The 19,416-nt window shown below is 64.9% G+C and carries 19 protein-coding genes; 7 read left to right on the forward strand and 12 right to left on the reverse strand.

Annotated features, from left to right (window positions below; translation table 11 throughout):
- Positions 1 to 11 precede the first annotated feature (11 nt).
- Together JGU72_RS03645 and JGU72_RS03650 are read left to right on the forward strand one after the other, a co-directional pair.
- The gene (locus tag JGU72_RS03645; protein ID WP_307828283.1) at positions 12 to 665 is read left to right on the forward strand and encodes a TetR/AcrR family transcriptional regulator; all 654 of its coding nucleotides are present in this window, start codon (positions 12 to 14) and stop codon (positions 663 to 665) included.
- 33 nt (positions 666 to 698) lie between these two features.
- Entirely contained in the window at positions 699 to 1,142 is a 444-nt protein-coding gene (locus tag JGU72_RS03650; RefSeq protein WP_199682355.1) for a limonene-1,2-epoxide hydrolase family protein, read from the forward strand.
- 12 nt (positions 1,143 to 1,154) lie between these two features.
- Here JGU72_RS03650 and JGU72_RS03655 read toward each other — a convergent pair whose 3' ends face one another.
- From JGU72_RS03655 to JGU72_RS03675, 5 genes are all read right to left on the reverse strand, one after another.
- Positions 1,155 to 2,015, reverse strand: coding sequence for an acyl-ACP desaturase (locus JGU72_RS03655; RefSeq protein ID WP_374101074.1), 861 nt, complete (start codon positions 2,013 to 2,015; stop codon positions 1,155 to 1,157).
- 100 nt (positions 2,016 to 2,115) lie between these two features.
- Entirely contained in the window at positions 2,116 to 2,721 is a 606-nt protein-coding gene (locus JGU72_RS03660) for an LGFP repeat-containing protein (protein ID WP_199682356.1), read from the reverse strand.
- 221 nt (positions 2,722 to 2,942) lie between these two features.
- Complete coding sequence (locus JGU72_RS03665) at positions 2,943 to 4,304, reverse strand: PhoH family protein (RefSeq protein ID WP_374101075.1); 1,362 nt, start codon at positions 4,302 to 4,304, stop codon at positions 2,943 to 2,945.
- Positions 4,305 to 4,578: 274 nt separating this feature from the next.
- Positions 4,579 to 5,871, reverse strand: coding sequence for a serine hydroxymethyltransferase (gene glyA / locus JGU72_RS03670; protein ID WP_199682357.1), 1,293 nt, complete (start codon positions 5,869 to 5,871; stop codon positions 4,579 to 4,581).
- A gap of 34 nt (positions 5,872 to 5,905) precedes the next feature.
- Positions 5,906 to 6,871, reverse strand: a complete 966-nt coding sequence (locus tag JGU72_RS03675; RefSeq protein WP_199682358.1) for a hypothetical protein — start codon at positions 6,869 to 6,871, stop codon at positions 5,906 to 5,908.
- Positions 6,872 to 6,959: 88 nt separating this feature from the next.
- Between JGU72_RS03675 and coaA the strand changes: the two genes are divergently transcribed.
- Entirely contained in the window at positions 6,960 to 7,889 is a 930-nt protein-coding gene (gene coaA, locus JGU72_RS03680) for a type I pantothenate kinase (RefSeq protein ID WP_199682359.1), read from the forward strand.
- Here the strand turns inward: coaA and JGU72_RS03685 are convergent.
- On the reverse strand, positions 7,886 to 8,653 hold the full coding sequence (locus tag JGU72_RS03685) for an isoprenyl transferase (protein WP_199682360.1): 768 nt from the start codon (positions 8,651 to 8,653) through the stop codon (positions 7,886 to 7,888). The two genes, coaA and JGU72_RS03685, sit on opposite strands and share 4 nt — an antisense overlap.
- Before the next feature lie 202 nt (positions 8,654 to 8,855).
- Here JGU72_RS03685 and trhA point away from each other — a divergent pair, with 202 nt between their 5' ends.
- A complete protein-coding gene (gene trhA, locus JGU72_RS03690) occupies positions 8,856 to 9,524 on the forward strand; it encodes a PAQR family membrane homeostasis protein TrhA (RefSeq protein WP_199682361.1) in 669 nt (222 codons plus the stop codon).
- Here trhA and JGU72_RS03695 read toward each other — a convergent pair.
- Positions 9,491 to 10,174, reverse strand: coding sequence for a TetR/AcrR family transcriptional regulator (locus JGU72_RS03695; RefSeq protein WP_199682362.1), 684 nt, complete (start codon positions 10,172 to 10,174; stop codon positions 9,491 to 9,493). The two genes, trhA and JGU72_RS03695, sit on opposite strands and share 34 nt — an antisense overlap.
- A 104-nt stretch (positions 10,175 to 10,278) precedes the next feature.
- On the opposite strand from JGU72_RS03695, the gene JGU72_RS03700 reads away from it, so the two are divergent.
- Positions 10,279 to 11,874, forward strand: a complete 1,596-nt coding sequence (locus JGU72_RS03700; protein WP_199682363.1) for an adenylate/guanylate cyclase domain-containing protein — start codon at positions 10,279 to 10,281, stop codon at positions 11,872 to 11,874.
- Here JGU72_RS03700 and JGU72_RS03705 read toward each other — a convergent pair.
- The 3 genes from JGU72_RS03705 to mca are packed head-to-tail and all read right to left on the reverse strand — an operon-like array spanning position 11,781 to position 14,895.
- Positions 11,781 to 13,775, reverse strand: a complete 1,995-nt coding sequence (locus JGU72_RS03705; RefSeq protein ID WP_199682364.1) for a thioredoxin domain-containing protein — start codon at positions 13,773 to 13,775, stop codon at positions 11,781 to 11,783. The two genes, JGU72_RS03700 and JGU72_RS03705, sit on opposite strands and share 94 nt — an antisense overlap.
- A gap of 5 nt (positions 13,776 to 13,780) precedes the next feature.
- Entirely contained in the window at positions 13,781 to 14,005 is a 225-nt protein-coding gene (locus JGU72_RS03710) for a hypothetical protein (protein ID WP_199683188.1), read from the reverse strand.
- Positions 14,006 to 14,010: 5 nt separating this feature from the next.
- A complete protein-coding gene (gene mca / locus JGU72_RS03715; protein WP_199682365.1) occupies positions 14,011 to 14,895 on the reverse strand; it encodes a mycothiol conjugate amidase Mca in 885 nt (294 codons plus the stop codon).
- 130 nt (positions 14,896 to 15,025) lie between these two features.
- On the opposite strand from mca, the gene JGU72_RS03720 reads away from it, so the two are divergent.
- Together JGU72_RS03720 and greA are read left to right on the forward strand one after the other, a co-directional pair.
- A complete protein-coding gene (locus JGU72_RS03720) occupies positions 15,026 to 15,454 on the forward strand; it encodes a DUF4307 domain-containing protein (protein ID WP_199682366.1) in 429 nt (142 codons plus the stop codon).
- A gap of 272 nt (positions 15,455 to 15,726) precedes the next feature.
- On the forward strand, positions 15,727 to 16,221 hold the full coding sequence (greA, locus tag JGU72_RS03725; RefSeq protein ID WP_199682367.1) for a transcription elongation factor GreA: 495 nt from the start codon (positions 15,727 to 15,729) through the stop codon (positions 16,219 to 16,221).
- Positions 16,222 to 16,556: 335 nt separating this feature from the next.
- Here greA and JGU72_RS03730 read toward each other — a convergent pair whose 3' ends face one another.
- Together JGU72_RS03730 and ilvA are read right to left on the reverse strand one after the other, a co-directional pair.
- Positions 16,557 to 17,972 (reverse strand): HNH endonuclease signature motif containing protein, encoded by a 1,416-nt coding sequence (locus JGU72_RS03730; protein WP_199682368.1) that lies wholly within the window; start codon positions 17,970 to 17,972, stop codon positions 16,557 to 16,559.
- Positions 17,973 to 18,213: 241 nt separating this feature from the next.
- A complete protein-coding gene (gene ilvA, locus JGU72_RS03735) occupies positions 18,214 to 19,377 on the reverse strand; it encodes a threonine ammonia-lyase (protein WP_233531522.1) in 1,164 nt (387 codons plus the stop codon).
- Positions 19,378 to 19,416 lie beyond the last annotated feature (39 nt).

A 19,416-nucleotide genomic window follows, 5' to 3' on the forward strand; every position in this document is an offset into this window, starting at 1 on the left:
TAAATAAGATTGTGAGACCAGCATTGAACGAAGTCAAGGGATCGCGGCGGTACGACAGCAGCGGGCGCCAGGAGCAGGCCAGGGCGCTACGCCGATCTGTCGTGGTTGCCGCACGAGATCTCTTCGAGGAGAAAGGCTTTCAATCGACGACGATCACCGCGGTCGCGAAGCACGCGGGTGTCTCCCCCGAATCGATCTACAAGGGTTTCGGAACCAAGGCCGCACTCGTGAAAGCAGTGTTCGACTTCGTCATCGCCGGCGACGACGAGCCGGTCCCGGTGGCGGCGCGCACAGAAGCGCAGGCCATCCAAGCCGAGCCGGACGTCCGCCGGAAGCTCATGATGTACGCCGCGGGGATGTCGGTGCGCCAGCAACGGTCGGCGAAGGTGCAGATCCTCATTCGCGACGGTGGCGCCAGCGACGCAACCCTTGCCGAACTCTGGGATCGAATGCTCACCGAACGGCTCACGGGAATGACGATGCTCGGCCGACATCTCCTCGAAACCGGACAACTCCGCGCAGGCATCGAACTAGACGAGGTAAGCGACGTCCTCTGGACCTACATAGCGGTCGAGCTGTACGAATTGCTGGTTCTCGGTCGCGGCTGGGCGCTGGATCGGTACGCGACCTGGATAGGCAAGGCGATTGCCGACGGGTTGACGTAGCAGCCGCTCGACGCACCGACTACGGTCGGCACCATGACCGAACTCAGCGACCTCCACCAGGACGCGATCACCACCGTGCGCGAGTTCTTTGCGGCGCTCGAAATCGACGCCGTCGACGAAGTGGTCGATCTCGTGACCGACGACATCGAGTGGATCAACGTTTCGCTCCCGGCAGTCCGCGGCAAGAAGAGATTCCGCGCCGCGCTCGAAATGGGCCCGAAATACCACGTCGGATTCGCCGCCCACATTCACCACATCGCCGGCGAAGGCGAGACAGTGCTGACCGAGCGCACAGATGTTCTGCGCTTCGGCCGCGTGCGGGTGGCGTTCTGGGTGTGCGGCACTTTCGAACTGCGCGACGGCAAAATCGCAGTCTGGCGCGATTACTTCAGCTACCTCGACATCCTTCGCGGCACGGTTGTCGGCGTGGTGCAGGCTGTTCTGCCGAGTCGGATGCTCGGTTCGCCGGACGCGTGACGGTGCCCGCGGTCAGCTGACGCGCAGCGCCGTCAACTCCTGTTGCGCCTGCTGGCCCTGCTCGCCGAGGTCCGTGCGATCGAAGATGTTCCAGTGCTCGAGGAGCGGAGCAAAAACGAGCTCCGCCTCTCGAGTCGGGTCGTAGATCCCGGCTGCGGCAAGTTCGGCCGTGCTGTCGCGGTTGTTCGGCAGCGGGATGAGCGGGATGCGGAAACCCTTCACTGCATCTGCAACTGCGCGGACGACCTGATCCGGCACAACTTCGAGCGCGGCGGTCAGGATGTTGGCGTAGAACGTGCGCTGCAACTCGTCATCGAGCGCGATGCGGTTGCAGATGCTCGCTGCCAACGGCTCGCCGACAACGCCGGCGGAGTTGCGGTGCCGGATGCTCGACGCCGTCTCGTCGAAAGCCGCGTTCGCGAGGACCTGAAGCAAGCCCATCGAGGGATAGCGGAAGTTCGCTGTCATATGTGCCATGCGGACCCGCTCGAGCTCGACGGGATCGACCGCGCGCGTCACGACCAGGTAGTTGCGCAACACGATCGCGTGCCGGTTCTCCTCGGCGGTCCAGCGGCCGACCCAGCGCCACCACGGACCGGTCCGCAGCTGGTAGGCGAGCTCCCGGTGAAAGGACGGCATGTTGTCGGCAGCGAGCAAGCTCACGCTCAGTGCGAGCTTGCCGACGTCGCTCAGTGTCGACTGTTCCGGCGACCAGTCGTCGCCACCCATGAACGCGTAGTTGCGGCCTTCGTCGAACGGCACGAAGTCATGGGGTTCCCACACCACTGATTCGGCGACGTGGCGGCGGAGGTTGTCGTCTACTACGGGAGCGAGCGCACTGAGCAGCGCACCGTCGTTCATCTCTTCTGGCACCACCCAACCCTAACGGGTGGCCTGCGGTGCCGTGAGTCAACTCCTGCAAACGCAGTGCGGCCGGACACTGATCGCCCGGCCACCCTGCGTTGACTCCCGCTCAGTTGTTGTGAATCTCGGTCTGTCCATCGAGCCAGGTGATGTACCCGTTCTGGAAGTCGCTCTGCTTGCCCCCGGGGATGTCCTTCTCGTCACTGGTCGGGTAGCCGAGCGAACCTTCGGGGCCGCCCGCGCCTTCCCAGGCCACACGGATATCGCCCCAGACGACGTTGGCGCCCGTCGCCTCGTTGAAGTAAATGATGCCGCCGTCGAACTCCTGATACTTGCCGCCACCCGGCGCCGATTCCGTATTGCCCTGCGGCTTGCCGAGCGGGCTGGAGGCACCACCCACTGCCTCGTACTTCGCGAAGAGCTCGCCCTCGATCGTGTATTCCGTACCGTCCGCGCCTGCGACCGCGGTGCTCGAACCGGCGCCCGCACTCGGCGCACCCGAACCTTCCGCGCCGGACTCCTCCGCACCTGCGGAGGCAGTCGCCGAAGCGATCGACGACTTCATGGCATCGGTGGCATTCCCCATCTGGGACGTTGCGGCACCGACCGCGTCCTTGGCCTTGTCCTTGTCATCGTCACTACACCCGGCCCCGACCAGAGTGACGGCGGCTATTGCAACTACGAATCCTGCGGTTCCCCGACGAATCTTTCCCATCTCAGATCCTCTCGCATTGCCGTACCGCTATTACGCGGCAAATCGAACAGAGCGGCCGATCGACTCGCTACCACCAGCAAGGCCGGCACCGAATCATTCTGCGTAACAACAACTAACGATCGTTACGCCGACATGACGACACACGACCGACGGGCGGCCATGGGTCGTATCTTTCGATACCCATGGCCGCCCGCAGCCAAACATCAAACTTTTCCGATCATTCAGGAATTCGGCCCGAACTCCTCCAGCATCTCGGTGACGAGAGCAGCAATCGGCGAGCGCTCACTGCGCGTCAGGGTGATATGCGCGAACAGCGGATGACCCTTCAGCTTCTCGACCACAGCGGCGACGCCATCGTGGCGGCCGACCCGCAGATTGTCACGCTGGGCGACATCGTGCGTCAGCACGACCCGTGATCCGCTACCGAGGCGACTGAGCACCGTGAGCAGGACGTTGCGTTCGAGCGACTGCGCCTCGTCGACGATGACGAAAGAATCGTGCAACGACCGACCGCGGATGTGGGTCAGCGGTAGCACCTCGAGCATGCCGCGACTGATGACCTCCTCCATCACCTCAGGACTGGCGAGACCGTCGAGCGTGTCGAACACCGCCTGCGCCCATGGCCCCATCTTGTCGGCCTCACTGCCCGGCAAGTAGCCCAGTTCCTGTCCGCCGACCGCATACAGCGGCCGGAACACGACCACCTTGCGCTGCGTCCGGCGTTCGAGCACGGCCTCGAGACCCGCCGTCAGCGCCAGGGCAGATTTACCGGTGCCGGCCTTGCCGCCGAGCGAGACGATCCCGATCGTCTCGTCGAGCAGCAGTTCCAGCGCGATGCGCTGTTCGGCCGAACGGCCGTGCAAACCGAAGGCCTCGCGTTCGCCGCGAACCAGTTGCACACGCTTGTCTGCGGTGACCCGGCCCAGTGCGCTCGAACTGCCGCCGAGGAGCCTGATCCCCGTGTGGCAGGGCAGCTCACGGGCCTCGTCGAGTTCGATCGAGCCCTCCGAGAAGAGCTGGTCGATCGTCGTCGACGCGACGTCCAACTCGGTCATTCCCGTCCAGCCCGACGGCACGACGTCATGTGCGTGGTACTCGTCGGCAGGAAGACCGACCGCGCCCGCCTTGACGCGCAATGGGATGTCCTTGCTGACGAGCGTCACGTCCCGGCCCTCTGCCGCGAGGTTCAGCGCGCAGGCAAGGATGCGGGCGTCGTTCGTGTCTGTTCGGAATCCGACTGGCAGGACGGCGGGATCGGTGTGGTTCAGCTCCACCTGCAGGTGGCCGCCGTTGGTCCCGATCGGGACCGGGCGGTCGAGCCTTCCGTACTGAAGCCGCAGGTCATCGAGCATCCGTAACGATTCCCGCGCGAACCAGCCGAGTTCGTGGTGATGCCGCTTACCTTCCAGTTCGCTGATCACGACGAGCGGAAGGATGACGTCGTGCTCGGCAAAGCGAGTAACCGCCCAGGGATCCGACAGCAGAACCGACGTATCGAGCACGTAGGTGCGAATGCCGACGGCTGTACGGTCACCGTTCTTCTTGGTAGGCCCAGTGGCGGAAACGGCGCGTGGTGCAGTCACGTGAGGCTCCTCGGCTCGAGCGGGGCACCCCCACTCGAACTCACACTCGCTGGACCGGAGCGATCCTGTGTGTCAGTTGACACGAGGACCGGGTGCCGGTCCCCTCGAGCTGAATATCTCAGTCACGATCAGAACCTCCCGCACGGGCCGCTTCCCCGCTGCCCGTACTGCCGACGCTACTGCCATTCGTGTAATCCGGTCGGGGGGCAGGCGGGCGTGTCGGTGAACAACTTATTAACGCAAGTCACGGCCGCATCACGTGTAGCTGCGGGCATCAGCCGAGCAGGCGCCAGTCCTCGAGACCCTCGTAGAGCGGACGCGCATGCGCGAGCGCGGTCACGCGCGCACGCTGGGCTTCGACGTCACCGCCGGCGAGCGTCGTGGCGATGATGTCGGCAACCTCGGTGAACTCGGAGTCGCCGAAGCCGCGGGTCGCGAGCGCTGCCGTTCCGATGCGCAGACCCGACGTGACCATGGGCGGTCGCGGGTCGAACGGAATGGCGTTCCGGTTGACTGTAATGCCGACCTCATGGAGCAGGTCCTCGCCCTGCTGACCGTCGAGAGCGGAGTTTCGCAGGTCCACCAGAACCAGATGCACGTCGGTGCCGCCGGTCAGAACGCTGACGCCCTTACCTGCGACATCGGCGCCGGTGAGGCGCTCGGCCAGAAACTTCGCACCGGACAGCGTGCGCTCCTGCCGGTCCTTGAACTCCGCGGTGCCTGCGATCTTCAGCGAGACGGCCTTGGCTGCGATCGCGTGCATGAGGGGTCCACCCTGCTGGCCCGGGAAGACCGCGGAGTTCAGTTTCTTGGCCCACTCCTGCTTGGCGAGGATCAGACCCGAACGTGGACCGCCGAGCGTCTTGTGGACGGTCGTCGATACGACGTCCGCGTAAGGCACAGGGGACGGATGCAGACCGGCCGCGACGAGACCCGCGAAGTGCGCCATGTCGACCCAGAGGTAGGCGCCGACCTCGTCGGCGATCGATCTGAACGCCTCGAAATCCTGGTGACGCGGGTACGCGGACCAGCCGGCCACGATGACCTTCGGCTTGCCCGCGACGGCGATCTTGCGGACCTCGTCCATGTCGACGCGGTGGTCTTCCTTGCTGACCCCGTACGACTCGACCTCGTACAGCTTGCCGGAGAAGTTCAGGCGCATGCCGTGCGTCAGGTGGCCGCCGTGTGCGAGGTCGAGACCGAGGAGCTTCTCCCCCGGGTTCATCAATGCCATCAGCACGGCCGCGTTGGCCTGGGCACCCGAGTGCGGCTGAACGTTGGCGAAATCGGCTCCGAAGAGCGCTTTAGCGCGATCACGTGCCAGAGTTTCGACGACGTCGACGTGCTCGCAACCGCCGTAGTAGCGGCGGCCGGGGTAGCCCTCGGCGTACTTGTTGGTGAGAACGCTGCCCTGCGCCTGCAGCACCGCGCGCGGCACGAAGTTCTCGGAGGCAATCATCTCGAGGGTGTCGCGTTCGCGGGCAAGCTCACCTGCCATAGCGGCGGCGACCTCGGGATCCAGTTCACCGAGGGAAGCAGTATTTACCGACGCAGCAGTCTCAGTCACGCAAAACAGTCTAGGAGAGCGCGGTTGCAGCTCTTCAGTCGAGGCTGCGCGCGACCGCGACGGCCGACTCGATCAGCGCGCGCTCGTCGTCGTCGATGTCGATCGACCGCAGCGGTGCCTCGTCGGCCGCGATGAACCGCGTCGACAGGTAGTAGCGCTCGTCGACGTAGGTCCGCGTGGTCAGCCCGTTGTAGTCGTCGTAACTGTAGGTCACCGTTTCCGGCGCGATCGGTGGCGCGACGACCGGAAACTTCGGCCCCGAATCGGTGTTGTTCCGGATGTCGGCACCGACGACGGATCGCGCGTCGGTCGGCGTGATCAGGATCTCCAGCACACCATGCCCACCCGCGTAAGCGCAGGTCGTGGCTCGTTCAGTACGAGCGCCCCGTGCTCGCTCGACAGATCCGACGACGGCCTCGATGCCGCGCAAGCCCGCGCATTCCGCGGGCAGGTCCACCGGTGCCGGTTCGATCGACACCGGTAGCCGCGGGAGGACCGCAGCGGCGAGGTCGACCATCGCGCGTGCGTCGAGGTCCTTGCCCAGCGTTCCGCCCAGCGAATTCGATTCGAGCAGGAGCTGAATGGGGCCCGAGTCGATGGCGAGGTAGCGCCCGAAATTCGTTTCCGAGGCGTAGGCGGCACGACCGTCGACCTCGGTGTGCGCACCGTTGTCGCGCGCAAACGAGGGAACCACCTGTGCGACTTCGGGATACTGCTCGCCGACGACGACCGCGATTCGCAGCACGCCGAGCTGGCCGCCGACCGCGCAGGTGTCGAGCCTGCCCGTCGTCACGTCGAGGCTGCGCGTGAGGTAGGCGAACTGTGCCGGAACAGTGCCGTCGGCGACGAGAGCCTGCAGGTCGAGGACCCCGCACGGATCGAAAGTCTGCGCTGCGCCCGGATCTCCGTCGATATGACGCGCGCAGCCGGTCGGGCCGACGCCCAGGACGACGAGCGCCGCCAGAACGCGCGCAGTCCGCCCCCACGCCCCCACGCTCATAGCTGCCGACTCTAGCCCGAACGGGACCCGCCGAGCCGATGCCGGTTGGCCACTAGCACAATTCGACTATGGAGCAGGAGGTGCGCGGATGGCACGGCTGAGCGAACCCAGCCCGTACGTCGAATTCGACCGTATCCAATGGCGCACTCTTCGCAGGTCGACGCCCTTGGTCCTGACCGAAGAAGAGCTGATCGGGCTGCGTGGCCTCGGCGAGCAGATCGACATGGAAGAAGTGGCGGAGGTCTACCTGCCGCTCGCGCGCTTGATCCACCTGCAGGTCGCCGCGCGCCAGCGCTTGTTCGCCGCGACCGCAACGTTCCTCGGCGAGAAGCACCCGGACCAGCAGGTTCCGTTCGTGATCGGAGTGGCCGGCAGCGTAGCGGTCGGCAAATCGACGACAGCTCGTGTGCTGCAGGCACTTCTGGCGCGCTGGGAGCACCACCCTCGCGTCGATCTGGTCACCACGGACGGATTTCTCTACCCGACGGCCGAGCTCACGCGCCGAGGGATTATGCACCGCAAGGGTTTTCCCGAAAGCTACGACCGGCGCAAGCTGTTGCGCTTCGTCACCGAGGTGAAGTCGGGTTCACCCGAAGTCGCCGCACCCGTCTATTCGCACACGTCGTACGACATCGTGCGCGGGCAGTATCACCTGGTTCACCAGCCCGACATCCTGATCATCGAGGGTTTGAACGTCCTGCAGACCGGTCCGCGACTGATGGTCTCGGACCTCTTCGACTTCTCGATCTACGTCGACGCGCGGATCGAAGACATCGAAACCTGGTATGTCCGAAGGTTTCTCGCGCTACGGACGAAATTCGCTGAGCCGGAGTCGCATTTCCACCATTACTCGGGACTCAACGACAAAGACGCCACGGCAGCGGCCATGGAGATCTGGAACTCGATCAACCGCCCGAACCTCGTGGAGAACATCCTGCCGACCCGCCCACGGGCGACTCTCGTCCTACGCAAGGACGCCGACCACTCGATCAAGCGACTTCGGCTACGGAAACTCTAGGTCCCGTAGCGACGGTGCCGCGCCGCGTAATCACGCAGCGCGCGGAGGAAGTCCACCCGGCGAAATTCGGGCCAGTACGCCTCTGTGAACCAAATCTCGGAGTATGCGCTTTGCCACAGTAGAAATCCCGAAAGGCGTTGCTCGCCCGAAGTTCGGATGACGAGATCGGGGTCAGGCTGGCCGGACGTGTATAAGTGCTCGCCGATGCCCTCGACGGTGATGGAGTCGATGAGCCCCGCACCGTCGAGCCCGTCTTTCTGTCGCTCACTGACGAGAGACTTGACCGCGTCCGCGATCTCCTGCCGACCGCCGTAGCCGACCGCGACGTTGACGTGCGGCCCGACGCGCCCCTTCGTGCGCGCCGCGGCTTCGCGAAGACGTCGCGACGAATCCTCCGGCAGCAGGTCGAGGGAACCGACGATGCGAACACTCGCGTTCCGGTCCGGACCCGAAATCTCTTCCACCACATCGGTGATGATCTCGATCAGCGACTGCAACTCGTCTGGATCGCGTTGCAGGTTCTCCGTCGAGAGCAGGTAGATCGTCGCCATTTCGATGCCTGCGGCGTCACACCAACTGACCAACTCTGCGATGCGCAGGGCCCCGACCCGATAGCCGTGGCTGACGTCGGCGAAACCGTTTTCTCGCGCCCAGCGCCGGTTCCCGTCGCAGAGCACTGCCACGTGCCGGGGGTGCTGTTTGCCCGCGAGCTGCCGCAGAAGTCGATCTTCGTACAGCCTATAAATGAGTCCCCGAGGCTTCACAGAACGGTCGCTTCAGCCGCGCGTGGGGAACATCGAATGCATGTGGCGAAAGCCACGCGACCGGAGATGCTCACAAAGAGACAGGGTACGCGTGCACAATTCGAGGGCCACGGACGCGCTCGATGTCGCGGCAACGACTGCCGGACCGGTAGAGTAGACGTAACTTACGGAACCGTAGGTTACCGACCAGTAGCGAGGGATCATGACCGCTTTCGGACTCGACGAACTTCCGGTCAAACCCCGGATGCGCGGTTGGATCCACCTGTACGCGTTCTTCGTGTCGATCGTGTCGGGCGCCGCGCTCGTCACGCTGGCCGCGACCCTGGAGGGCGCCAAAGCAGGATTCGCTACCGCGCTCTACAGCGTGACGGTATGCGGAATCTTCGGCGTCAGCGCGACCTACCATCGCATTCACTGGAAGACAGTCGCAGGCCGAATCTGGATGAAGCGCGCCGACCATTCGATGATCTTCATCTTCATCGCCGGCAGCTACACGCCATTCGCCCTGCTGGGCCTACCGCCGTCGTCGGGCCGCACGATCCTGATCGTCGTCTGGACCGGCGCAATCGCAGGCGTCGCCCTGAAGATGCTGTGGCCCACCGCGCCGAAGTGGGTCGGTGTCCCGCTGTATCTGCTGCTCGGCTGGGCGATCGTGCCGGTCGTGGGGCAATTGACGCATCATGTCGGCGTAGCGCCGATGATCTTGCTTCTGATCGGCGGACTGCTCTACAGCGCAGGTGCGATCCTCTACGCAACGAAGTGGCCGAACCCGTGGCCGACCACGTTCGGACACCATGAGTTCTTCCACGCGGCGACTGTGATCGCCGCGATCTGCCACTACATCGCGGTGTGGCTCGTCGTATTCGGCTGATCTTCCGGCTCTTCCAGCGCACCGAACTGCGCCTCGATCCCCAGGACGATCAGGTCGATCGCACGCTCCAGCACCGCTCGCAGCGGCACGTCGAAATCGGCGCGGGCCCAGTGCTCGATGGCGGAGTGAAAGCCCCACGACGCCGAGGCCGACACGATCCGAAGAACGAGATCGTTGACGTCGCGGTTCGTGCGACCAGCGATCACGGACCGGATCGCCACCTCCATCTCTTCGGTCTGCCGAGTCATTCCGGCCTTCACGTCGGGTTCGGTCGCAACGTATTTCATGCGCTGCTTGATGACGTTCTCGTCGCCCGCGGTCAGCAGCGTGTCCAGCATGACGGGGATCGCAAGGCGAGCCATCCTGGCAAGTGCGACCGGCGACGTGACCGCTCCGCCGCCGACGTCCCGAATGAGGTCGATCATCTGCGGATTGAGGTCGTCGTAGAGGACGAGCATTTCCTTCGTACCGAAGTATCGATAGATCGAACTGGGCGAAACGCCCGCTTTCGCCGCAACTCGCTCCACAGTGACGGCGCGGTAGCCATACTCATCGAACAGCTCCAGCGCGACGTTTTGAATGTGCCGCATGGCCTGCAGCTTGCGCTGCTCCCACAAGCCCACCTGACGGGCGTTTTCGACATCCGACACCCCTTCGACGATACGCCGGAATGCGACAACCTGAAAGTCACTTGCAGGTAGCGGTTCGGGTCCGTAGAGTGACAGCCAGCACCACTTTCCGCCGGGAGCATGCGATGGACGATCTCTTCGAGTCGACGTTCGATCGCTGCCGTGAGTGGGTCCTTGGATCGCGGTACGGCTTGGCTTCGGTCACCGCACTGAGCGGCATCGCCGGGCTTACCGTCGTCCTCGTCGAATTGTGGCTGACCGGTATCTTCACACGGTTGGGCGACGCGACTCTCAAGATCGTTCTCATCACGGGCGCGTATGCAGTCTTCGCAACCGCAATCGGGTCGGTCGCGGCCCGGGCGATGCAACGCCGCACGCTGAGCTGGTTCTGGGAGCAACGCGCGCCGACCGAGCAAGAGGGCCGCGCGGTCATTCGGCTGCCACTCGACGTGACGTATGTCGACGGTGCGCTGTGGATCCCCGGCATCGTGCTCGAGGCCGCGCTGTTCTCGATCTTCCTGCCCGGTCGCGATCTCGCCATCGGCGCGGCCCTGGTCACCCTCGGTGGCTTGTCGGCCGCAGGCTTCACCTATCTGGTCGTGGACCGGATTCTGCGGCCCGCGATTCCCTTTGTCTCCCGAGTCATCCGGCCGGTCAGCCACCCGAGCTCGACCGTTCTCGTCCGGGTGCTGATCACGTGGGCGTTGGCGAGCGGATTGCCACTTGCGAGTGTTGCTCTCGTCCTCTGCGACACCTCCTCCGCGGCAAACGAACGCATTCGAACCGCCCTCTGGATCGCGATGTTCGGCATCGCCAGCGGCTACGTCGCGACCGCATTTCTCGCGCGCAGCGTCGCCCTTCCGATGGGGAAGCTGCGTGACGCGTTGCAGGCGATCGAGCGCGGCGAACTGGACGTCTACGTTCCGGTTCGCACGACCTCCGAGATCGGCCTGCTCGAGACATCGGTCAACGACATGGTCCACAGCCTGCGCGAACGGAACCGACTGCGCGAGGTGTTCGGCCGCCACGTCGGCGCCAATGTCGCGGACCGCGCGCTCGAAGCCGGTGTCGACCTGACCGGCGATATGCGCGAAGTGTCCGCCCTGTTCGTCGACGTCGTCGGGTCGACAGCGCTTGCCCACCAACTCGAACCGCGTGAGTTCGTCGACAAGCTGAACCGCCTGCTCAGCAGTGTCGTCGATGCGACGACGGCGAACGGCGGACTGGTCAACAAGTTCGAGGGCGACGCCGCGCTGTGCATCTTCGGCGCACCGATCGAATTGGACGACGACGCCAGTGCTGCATTGCGTGCGGCGCGCCGAATCCGCGACGAAGTCGCCGCTACGGGCGAGCTCGACATCGGTGTCGGGGTCGCCCGCGGCCTCGTCTTCGCCGGCGATGTCGGTTCGGCAACTCGGCTCGAGTACACCGTCATCGGCGACGCCGTCAACGAGGCGGCGCGGCTCACCGAAGCGGCTAAGAACGTTCCGCAACGCATTCTCGTGAGCCAGCAGGTGGTCGAGGCGTCGACGTCACACGAGCGGGACCTGTGGACCTCGCACGGTGTGCTCAAACTCCGCGGCCGCGAAGATGAAACGAAGAGCTGGACCGACAACCGCGGCCGACCTCACCGGGCAAGCAGACCGGCCAGCTCGTCGACGGTGGAAACCGGTGTATCACAGACGAATCCGCGGCAGACGTACGCCACCGACCTCCCCTGAGACAGCGGCCGGTCCGCGAGCAGCGGGACAGATTCAGGCGCTCCACCCAGTACGACGGCGCCGCCGGGCGCATGCGCCCGTGCATAGGTCACCAGATCCGAAGCTGTTTCCTGCGCGACCGCGATCTGCATCGGCCCGCGCAGCGACGCCTCGGCGACTGCGAGCCACTGCCCCGCCGATCTCGGTGCGCGCGCAAGGATTACCGTCGCGCGGCGCAGTGTCGATGCCGCGATTTCCCCGTACCGCGCAGACCGTTCCGGATCGCTCAACGCGGCAGCTGTCAGCAGCGCCTCCGCCATGCTCGACGCTCCGGACGGCGTTGCTCCGTCGATCGGGTCGCGCGGGCGGGCAACGAGAGTTTCCGCGTCGTCGGCGGTATCGAACCAGCTCCCGGACTCGTCCGGCACAGTGAAATGCGCAATCGCGACATCGAGGATTTCTTGCGCGCGCGTCAGCCAATCGAGTTCACCGGTGGCCTGATGAAGTGCGAGGAGTCCGGTCGCGAGCCAGGCGTGGTCTTCGAGGACAGCTGCCGCCGACCCGACGACTCCACCGAGCGAAGCGCGCCGCAACCGCCCATCGACGACATGCAGGTCGAGCAGCTTCCGCGCGCACTCCGCGGCAGCATCGATCCAACCCGGTTCGCCGAGTCCTGCACCGGCTTCCGCAAGCGCGGTGATCGCCATTCCGTTCCAGGCGGTAACGACTTTGTCGTCGCGCCCAGGCTGCGGGCGAGTCGCACGCGCTGCTGCGAGAACCGTTCGGACGTTGCGTAGGCGCTCGACGTCGCCGGTGTCGGCGAGAAGCTGCAGGACCGATGTGCCGTGCTCGAACGTGCCCGTGGTCGTGACGTTGAACAGCTGAGCAGCCCAGGCGCCGTCGTCGGGTCCGAGAACCTCGACGAGCTGCGCGGGCGTCCACACGTAGGTCGAGCCCTCGACACCCTCGGTATCGGCGTCGAGCGCAGAAGCGAATCCACCTGTCACGGCGAGGTCGGCGAGTAGAAACTCCACAGTCTCGTCCGCAACTCGGCGCGCGAGATCGGACCCGGTTCGTCGGGCCAGGTGAGCATACGAGCGCAGGAGCAACGCGTTGTCGTAGAGCATCTTCTCGAAATGCGGAATCACCCAGTCGGCGTCCACCGAGTAGCGCGCGAATCCACCGGCGACCTGGTCGTAGATGCCACCGCGGGCCATCGCCTGCGCCGTTCGGTCGACGGCGTCGAGAGCCTTCGTGTCCTTGGTGCGCTCGTAGCTGCGGAGCAAGCCTTCGAGCAGCGCCGACGGCGGAAACTTGGGTGCCCTGCCGAATCCGCCCCGCTGTCGGTCTTCGTCGCGCAGCACCGCGCTGACCGCATGATCGAGCAACTCGGGAATGACGTCTATGTTCGCATCGGGCAACGTCGAGGATTGCCGCAGTTGCGCAACGATCTCTGCTGACGCCTTCTGGACGTCGTCGCGACGGTTGCGCCAGGTTTCGTCGATCGCTTCGAGAAGTTCGGTGAACGACGGCATGCCGCCGTGTCGCGACTTCGGGAAATACGTGCCGCAATAGAAGGGTTCGGCCTCCGGCGTGAGGAAGCAGGTCATCGGCCAGCCGCCCTGACCGGTCATGGCGACAGTCGCGTTCATGTAGACGGCGTCGATGTCCGGGCGTTCTTCGCGGTCGACCTTGATGCACACGAAATTCTCGTTCATCAGGTTCGCCGTCGCACGATCCTCGAACGACTCGTGCGCCATGACATGGCACCAATGGCAGGCCGCATAGCCGATCGACAGCAGAATCGGAACGTCGCGTTCGACCGCCCAGGCGAGCGACTCGGCGTTCCACTCCTGCCAATGCACCGGATTGTCGGCATGCTGCCGCAGGTAGGGACTGGTAGCACTGCCGAGCCGATTCATTCTGGCTATCTGCCTTCTATAGCGCCGGGGTCGGTGCCTTCATCGACGGCCTGGTCAGGTTCGGGATGGCTGGGTTCGAACGTCGCGGGCAGGTTCTTGATGCGCTTGTTCATGTTGCGGATCAACAGAATCGTCGCGATCAGCAGCAGCACGAGCAAAGCGAGCCCGATCGGCGATGCCTTGCCGAACTCGGGTCCGGTAGGTTCGGCCTCCGCAAGAATGACGGTCAGGAAAGTCACTTGTGCACAATCCCGTCACGAACGACGCCGGCGAACAGATCGGATTCCGGAATACCGGTCCGGACCCGCGTCTTCGCAAGTTCGAACTCTTCCGTCGGCCAGATGCGCTGCTGCGTTTCGAGCGGAATGGCGAAGAACGCACCGTTCGGATCGATCTGCGTGGCGTGTGCCCGCAGTGCGTCGTCCCTGTTGGTGAAGTACTTGCCGCACTGGATCTGCGTGGTCACGCGGGCCATGATGTCGCCCTGTTCGGGCCGCCAGCGGTCCAGCCATTCCTGGAGCGGAAACTCCTCGCCACGTTCGTCGAAATCCTCTTTGAACAGCTCCAGCCGGCGCCGGATGAAGCCGTGCGTGTAGTAGATCTTCTGCGGCGTCCACGGGTCACCGGCATCCGGGAATCGCTCCGGATCACCGGCGGCTTCGTAAGCGGCCATGGAGACCTGGTGCGTGCGGATGTGGTCCGGATGCGGGTAGCCACCGTTCTCGTCGTACGTGATCATGACGTGCGGCCGGAATTCGCGAACCACCTTCACCAGGGCTTCGGTCGACTCCTCGAGCGGGACGAGCGCGAACGAACCCTCCGGCAGCGGCGGCAACGGATCGCCCTGCGGCAACCCCGAGTCGATGAAGCCGAGCCAGCGCTGCTTGACGCCCAGGATCCGGGCGGCCTCCGCCATTTCGTCGCGCCGAATCTCGTCCATTCGCTCGACGACACCGGGGACGTCCATTGCCGGATTCAGCACGTCACCGCGTTCTCCGCCTGTCAGCGTCACCACGAGAACGTCGTGCCCCTCGTCGGCATAGCGCGCCATCGTGGCCGCACCCTTGCTCGACTCGTCGTCGGGGTGGGCATGCACTGCCATGAGCCGAAGTCCGCTCACCTGTCGGTTCACCTCTCGCCTGCGTCGTGCTGCATCTTGGAGAACACGACCGAAACGCTCGCCGCGCTATCTCTCCCCTATAGTTCCACCCGATGGTTGCAACTTCAGCTACACCCCCGTCGAGGGCCGCATGACCGGGCCTGTCGTAGCCGCGCGACCCGCTGCCCGCTATGGCGTATCGCGCCGGCCTTCGCGAACGATCGCGCTCGTGATCGGCGCTTTGGTCGTGCTCGCCGGAATCGGTGTCGCATATATGGGGTACGAGCGTTTCGGCCCGAAAGAGATCGAAGGCGAACAGATCTCGTACGCCATCGTCAACGATTCGACCATCTCGATTCGCTTCACGGTCACGCGGCAGCAACCCGATCGGGCGGCCGTCTGCATCCTCCGCGCACGTTCGAAGGACGCGTCCGAGACAGGTCGGCGCGAGGTCTACATCGAGCCTTCCGGCAGCGGAACTGTCGAGGTCAACTCCGAATTGCGCACGTCGCAACCGCCTGCGGTCGGCGAAGTCTACGGGTGCAGCTTCGAAATTCCGCCCTACCTGAAAACGGAATGACAACCAACGGATCGTGACAAGTCCGCTACCAGCATTCGAACGGCTCGAACCTTTCGCGTGCTAAACTCGTCACACACACGGTTCCGGGCCTTCGGAGCCGTGTTTGCTGCATTGGCGGCACGGCGTATCGGCCTTGAGAAAATAGGGCCAGTCGGGGTTTCGACGACTTCCACACTCGCTTAGCCGCTAGTTTCTGCCGACCACATGGTGGTAGGTGCAAGAACAAAGGGATCCCGCCCCGGCGGGACCAACCGAAGAGGGAGTGAATCGAGATGAGCGAGACCACCGTGACCTGGCTGACGCAGGAATCACACGACAGGCTCAAGAACGAACTCGACCATCTCATCGCGTACCGTCCGGTCATCGCTGCGGAGATCAACGAGCGTCGCGAAGAGGGCGATCTCAAGGAGAACGGCGGCTACCACGCCGCGCGCGAAGAGCAGGGCCAGCAGGAAGCGCGCATTCGCCAGTTGCAGGAATTGCTGAACAACGCGAAGGTCGGCGAAGCGCCGACCCAGTCCGGTGTCGCCCTGCCCGGTTCCGTTGTGAAGGTCTACTACGACGGCGACGAGTCCGACAGCGAGACGTTCCTCATCGCGACCCGCGAAGAGGGTGTCCGCGAGTCGAAGCTCGAGGTCTACTCCCCCAACTCTCCACTCGGTGCCGCGCTCATCAACGCGAAGGTCGGCGATACGCGGCAGTACAACCTGCCCAACGGTGGCACGATGAAGGTCACCCTCGTCAGCGCAGAGCCGTACCACAGCTGAGCTGACATTTTCGCTGAGGCCGCCGGGGCTACTCGGCGGCCTTTCGCGTTTCCGAGGCACGCATGACGGCGGCCGGGATACGACCCTTGTCCGGACCCTTCATCCCGGCGCCGTCGTGCAAGGAGCTCCAGTTCGGTTGTGGTGCTTACTATTTGCGAGCGAGGTTGCGCCCACTGGTCGACTCATACGGGATCGTCTTCGCGGAACACCGCCATCGCGGCCGCGGCCGTGGGTCCGCCCATTCGGTCAGGGATCTCGACCCCCAGTGACCATGCCTGGGCGCGCCATTCTGGCCCGTCACCGTGGTGGTGACGGGCTGAGCGGGCTTGGGTTTGCTAGAAGGGTGGCGGTTCGTAGTCGCCTTCGTTGAGGGCGCGTTCGCTGCGGGTGCGGGCGTCGTGTTGCTGGATTCTGGTGCGCCGCTTCGGGTCCGGTGCACCGCTGGGGACCGGTCGGTCGGGTTCGGTCCCACCCAGCAGCGGGATCGGACCGGTTTCCGCGACCGGATAGGTCTTCCCGTGCGGGGAGGTGATCGACAGTGTCCCGTCCTCGCCTTTGGTGAGGTCCCACCCGCCGAAGGTCTTACCCCGGTGGTGTTTGCGGCAGAACGGTCCCAAATTCTCGGCTGTCGTTCGACCACCCGCGGTGGGGTTGTCATGGTTGTACGGGTCGCGATGATCCAGATCGCACTCCCACGCCGGCACATCGCAGTTCGGGAACATGCACGACCCCCACAACGCGCGGACATAGTCCTGCACCTGCTCGGACGGTGTGTAGGAGTCCGTGGCCTCCTCCTCGTCGGGGTCGACGAGTGGCCGCACGATCGCATCGGTGGCGATGTCACGAACCTGGTCGGCGTCGACGATGCCGAACCCGTCCAACCAGCCCGGCTGGTCACTGCTACCGGTCACGGTGGCGTGGGTGGCGATCACATGCACCAACGCCTTCCGCCCGACTTTCGACACACCGCCGATCGGGCACACCTCACGCCCGCATTCGCACGCCAGCTGCGACTGTCCACGGGTCAACGCGATCAACGCATCCGCCTTCCGCGCCGCGAAGGTCCGCGGGTCCTGCGCGCAGACCGCTTTCGCCATCTCCCCGATCCGACCCGACACGAACATCGCGTCCGCCGCGGGTAGGGACCCGGCCAGTTCGGCCATCCCGTCTTGCCCGGGACCGATCCACACATGACGCCCCTTGGTGGCGGCTTCGCGGCGGGAGCGGAGCCCGGCGAGATCGATCTGTGCGATGACTCTGTCGACCACCCCGCGTAACCGGCGCCCGGTCAACGCGGCCCGACCGTCCACCGCCGCAGCCAGGATGCGGCGTTCGACCTCTTTGAGGTGCTCCTCGGCAACATTGCGGGTCGCGTTGACGATGATCTTCACCCGGTACAGATCCAGATCACCCCGCGCGAACGCGGCCCACACGTTCGGTAGCCGGGTGATCAGGTTGTGCCCGACGTCGATCAACGCGGACGCTCCGAACCCGGTGATGGTCAACGCGGCGGACAGTTCGGCTTCGGCGGTGTCCCACGGATCGATCCTCGACGTGTCGTTCGCGTCGTCCGGTGGTGCGTCGTCCACGCATCGCTGATACACTGCGGCGGCGAGTGCGTGTTTGCGGGCGCAGACGGCGGCTTCGAACCGGTGCAGGTCCGACACCGCGTCGACCATGTCCGGGGTCGGCGCCACTGCGGGGTCGGGTATCCCGGCTCCAGTGAGTGACTGCAGCAACTGCTCGAACATGTATTCGAGTCTACCCGAAACCTGTTGGTATAGCTAGGAATACACCTGCTGGAAGGTGTGCGAAGTTAAGTGTGACCGCCGACGGATTGACCGCAGTTGTTGAGGCCCTTCCACGAATTGACCGACCGGTAGTGGTCATCACGAAAGGGCAATGAGTCCAAGCCGTGCCGCGACGGACTGAACTGAAGCCTGCGCGCAGACGATCCACGCGGCACGCAATCGCTACGCGCTGCGTACCGCCCTAGCCCTGCTCCACGACCACGTAGCCGGCGTCGGCGAGTGAAGCCAGAACCGCCGCACGGTGGGTAGGACCCCGAGTTTCGACGGTCAGCAGCACCTCGACCTCGTCGAGTCCGAGTTTGTCGCCCGTCCTCGAGTGGACCACGTCGACCACGCTTGCGCCCGTCCCGCTGACGACGTTGAGCAGTGTGCTCAGTCCGCCCGGCCGGTCCGCGATGGTGATCTTGACGGCAAGGAACCGCCCCGCCGCACGTAGGCCGTGCGCAATGACGTGGGTGAGCACCAGCGGATCGATATTGCCGCCCGAGAGCACAACGCAGACCTTGCCGCGCAGGTCCAGGTCCTCCGCCGCGCACGTCATCAACGCGGCGACGCCGGCCGCGCCCGCCGGCTCGACGATGAGCTTCGCCCGTTCCATGCAGAGCAGTAGCGCTCGCGACAGCGCGTCCTCGGAGACCGTGAGGATTGTGTCGACGAGCTCGGCCACGTGGTCGAACGGCACCCGACCGGGCAGCCCGACCGCGATTCCGTCAGCCATCGTCGCCATCGACTCGGCGCGCACCGGCTTCCCGGCCGTCAGCGAGTCCGGCCACGCCGCCGCACTTGCCGCCTGCACTCCGATGACGCGAACATGCGGCGCCAGCAGGTGAACCGCGACCGCTATGCCTGCGAGCAGTCCGCCACCACCGGTGGGCACGACGATCGTTTCGACGTCCGGCGACTGGCGCAGGATCTCCAACGCCACAGTTGCCTGGCCGGCGACGATGTCGATGTGATCGAAGGGGTGGATCAGGACCGCTCCGGTCCGGGTCGCGAATTCGTTCGCGAAGACGAGCGCGTCGTCGATCGTGTCGCCACCGAGGTGCACGTCGGCGCCGTATGCCTTGGTGGCGACCACTTTCGGCAACGCGGCGGCACCGGGCATGAACACGGTCGACGGGATACCGAGCTTCGTCGCCGACCACGCCACGCCCTGTGCGTGGTTTCCAGCACTGGCCGCGACGACTCCGTTCGCCCGCTCGTCCGCCGACAGGTTAGCGATTCGGTTGTACGCACCTCGCGGCTTGAAAGACCCTGTGCGCTGTAGGTTTTCACACTTCAACAAGACGTCGTGGCCGGTTCGTTCGGACAGCGCGCGTGCGGCGACCATCGGCGTCTCGCGCATGACGGGCGCGAGAAGTGCTGCGGCTGCCTCGATCTGGTC

This window comes from Antrihabitans auranticaus (assembly GCF_016481275.1).
Taxonomy (GTDB): domain Bacteria; phylum Actinomycetota; class Actinomycetes; order Mycobacteriales; family Mycobacteriaceae; genus Antrihabitans.

What these genes read in the sequence shown, in the direction of transcription:
- JGU72_RS03675 (WP_199682358.1), bottom strand. Translation starts at nt 6,871, where the DNA reads ATGAGCGTGGGGGCGTGGGGGCGGACTGCGCGCGTTCTGGCGGCGCTC.
- ilvA (WP_233531522.1), bottom strand. Translation starts at nt 19,377, where the DNA reads ATGCGCGAGACGCCGATGGTCGCCGCACGCGCGCTGTCCGAACGAACC.
- JGU72_RS03660 (WP_199682356.1), bottom strand. Translation starts at nt 2,721, where the DNA reads ATGGGAAAGATTCGTCGGGGAACCGCAGGATTCGTAGTTGCAATAGCC.
- trhA (WP_199682361.1), top strand. Translation starts at nt 8,856, where the DNA reads ATGACCGCTTTCGGACTCGACGAACTTCCGGTCAAACCCCGGATGCGC.
- JGU72_RS03705 (WP_199682364.1), bottom strand. Translation starts at nt 13,775, where the DNA reads ATGAATCGGCTCGGCAGTGCTACCAGTCCCTACCTGCGGCAGCATGCC.
- JGU72_RS03730 (WP_199682368.1), bottom strand. Translation starts at nt 17,972, where the DNA reads ATGTTCGAGCAGTTGCTGCAGTCACTCACTGGAGCCGGGATACCCGAC.
- JGU72_RS03720 (WP_199682366.1), top strand. Translation starts at nt 15,026, where the DNA reads ATGACCGGGCCTGTCGTAGCCGCGCGACCCGCTGCCCGCTATGGCGTA.
- coaA (WP_199682359.1), top strand. Translation starts at nt 6,960, where the DNA reads ATGGCACGGCTGAGCGAACCCAGCCCGTACGTCGAATTCGACCGTATC.
- JGU72_RS03700 (WP_199682363.1), top strand. Translation starts at nt 10,279, where the DNA reads ATGGACGATCTCTTCGAGTCGACGTTCGATCGCTGCCGTGAGTGGGTC.
- JGU72_RS03650 (WP_199682355.1), top strand. Translation starts at nt 699, where the DNA reads ATGACCGAACTCAGCGACCTCCACCAGGACGCGATCACCACCGTGCGC.
- greA (WP_199682367.1), top strand. Translation starts at nt 15,727, where the DNA reads ATGAGCGAGACCACCGTGACCTGGCTGACGCAGGAATCACACGACAGG.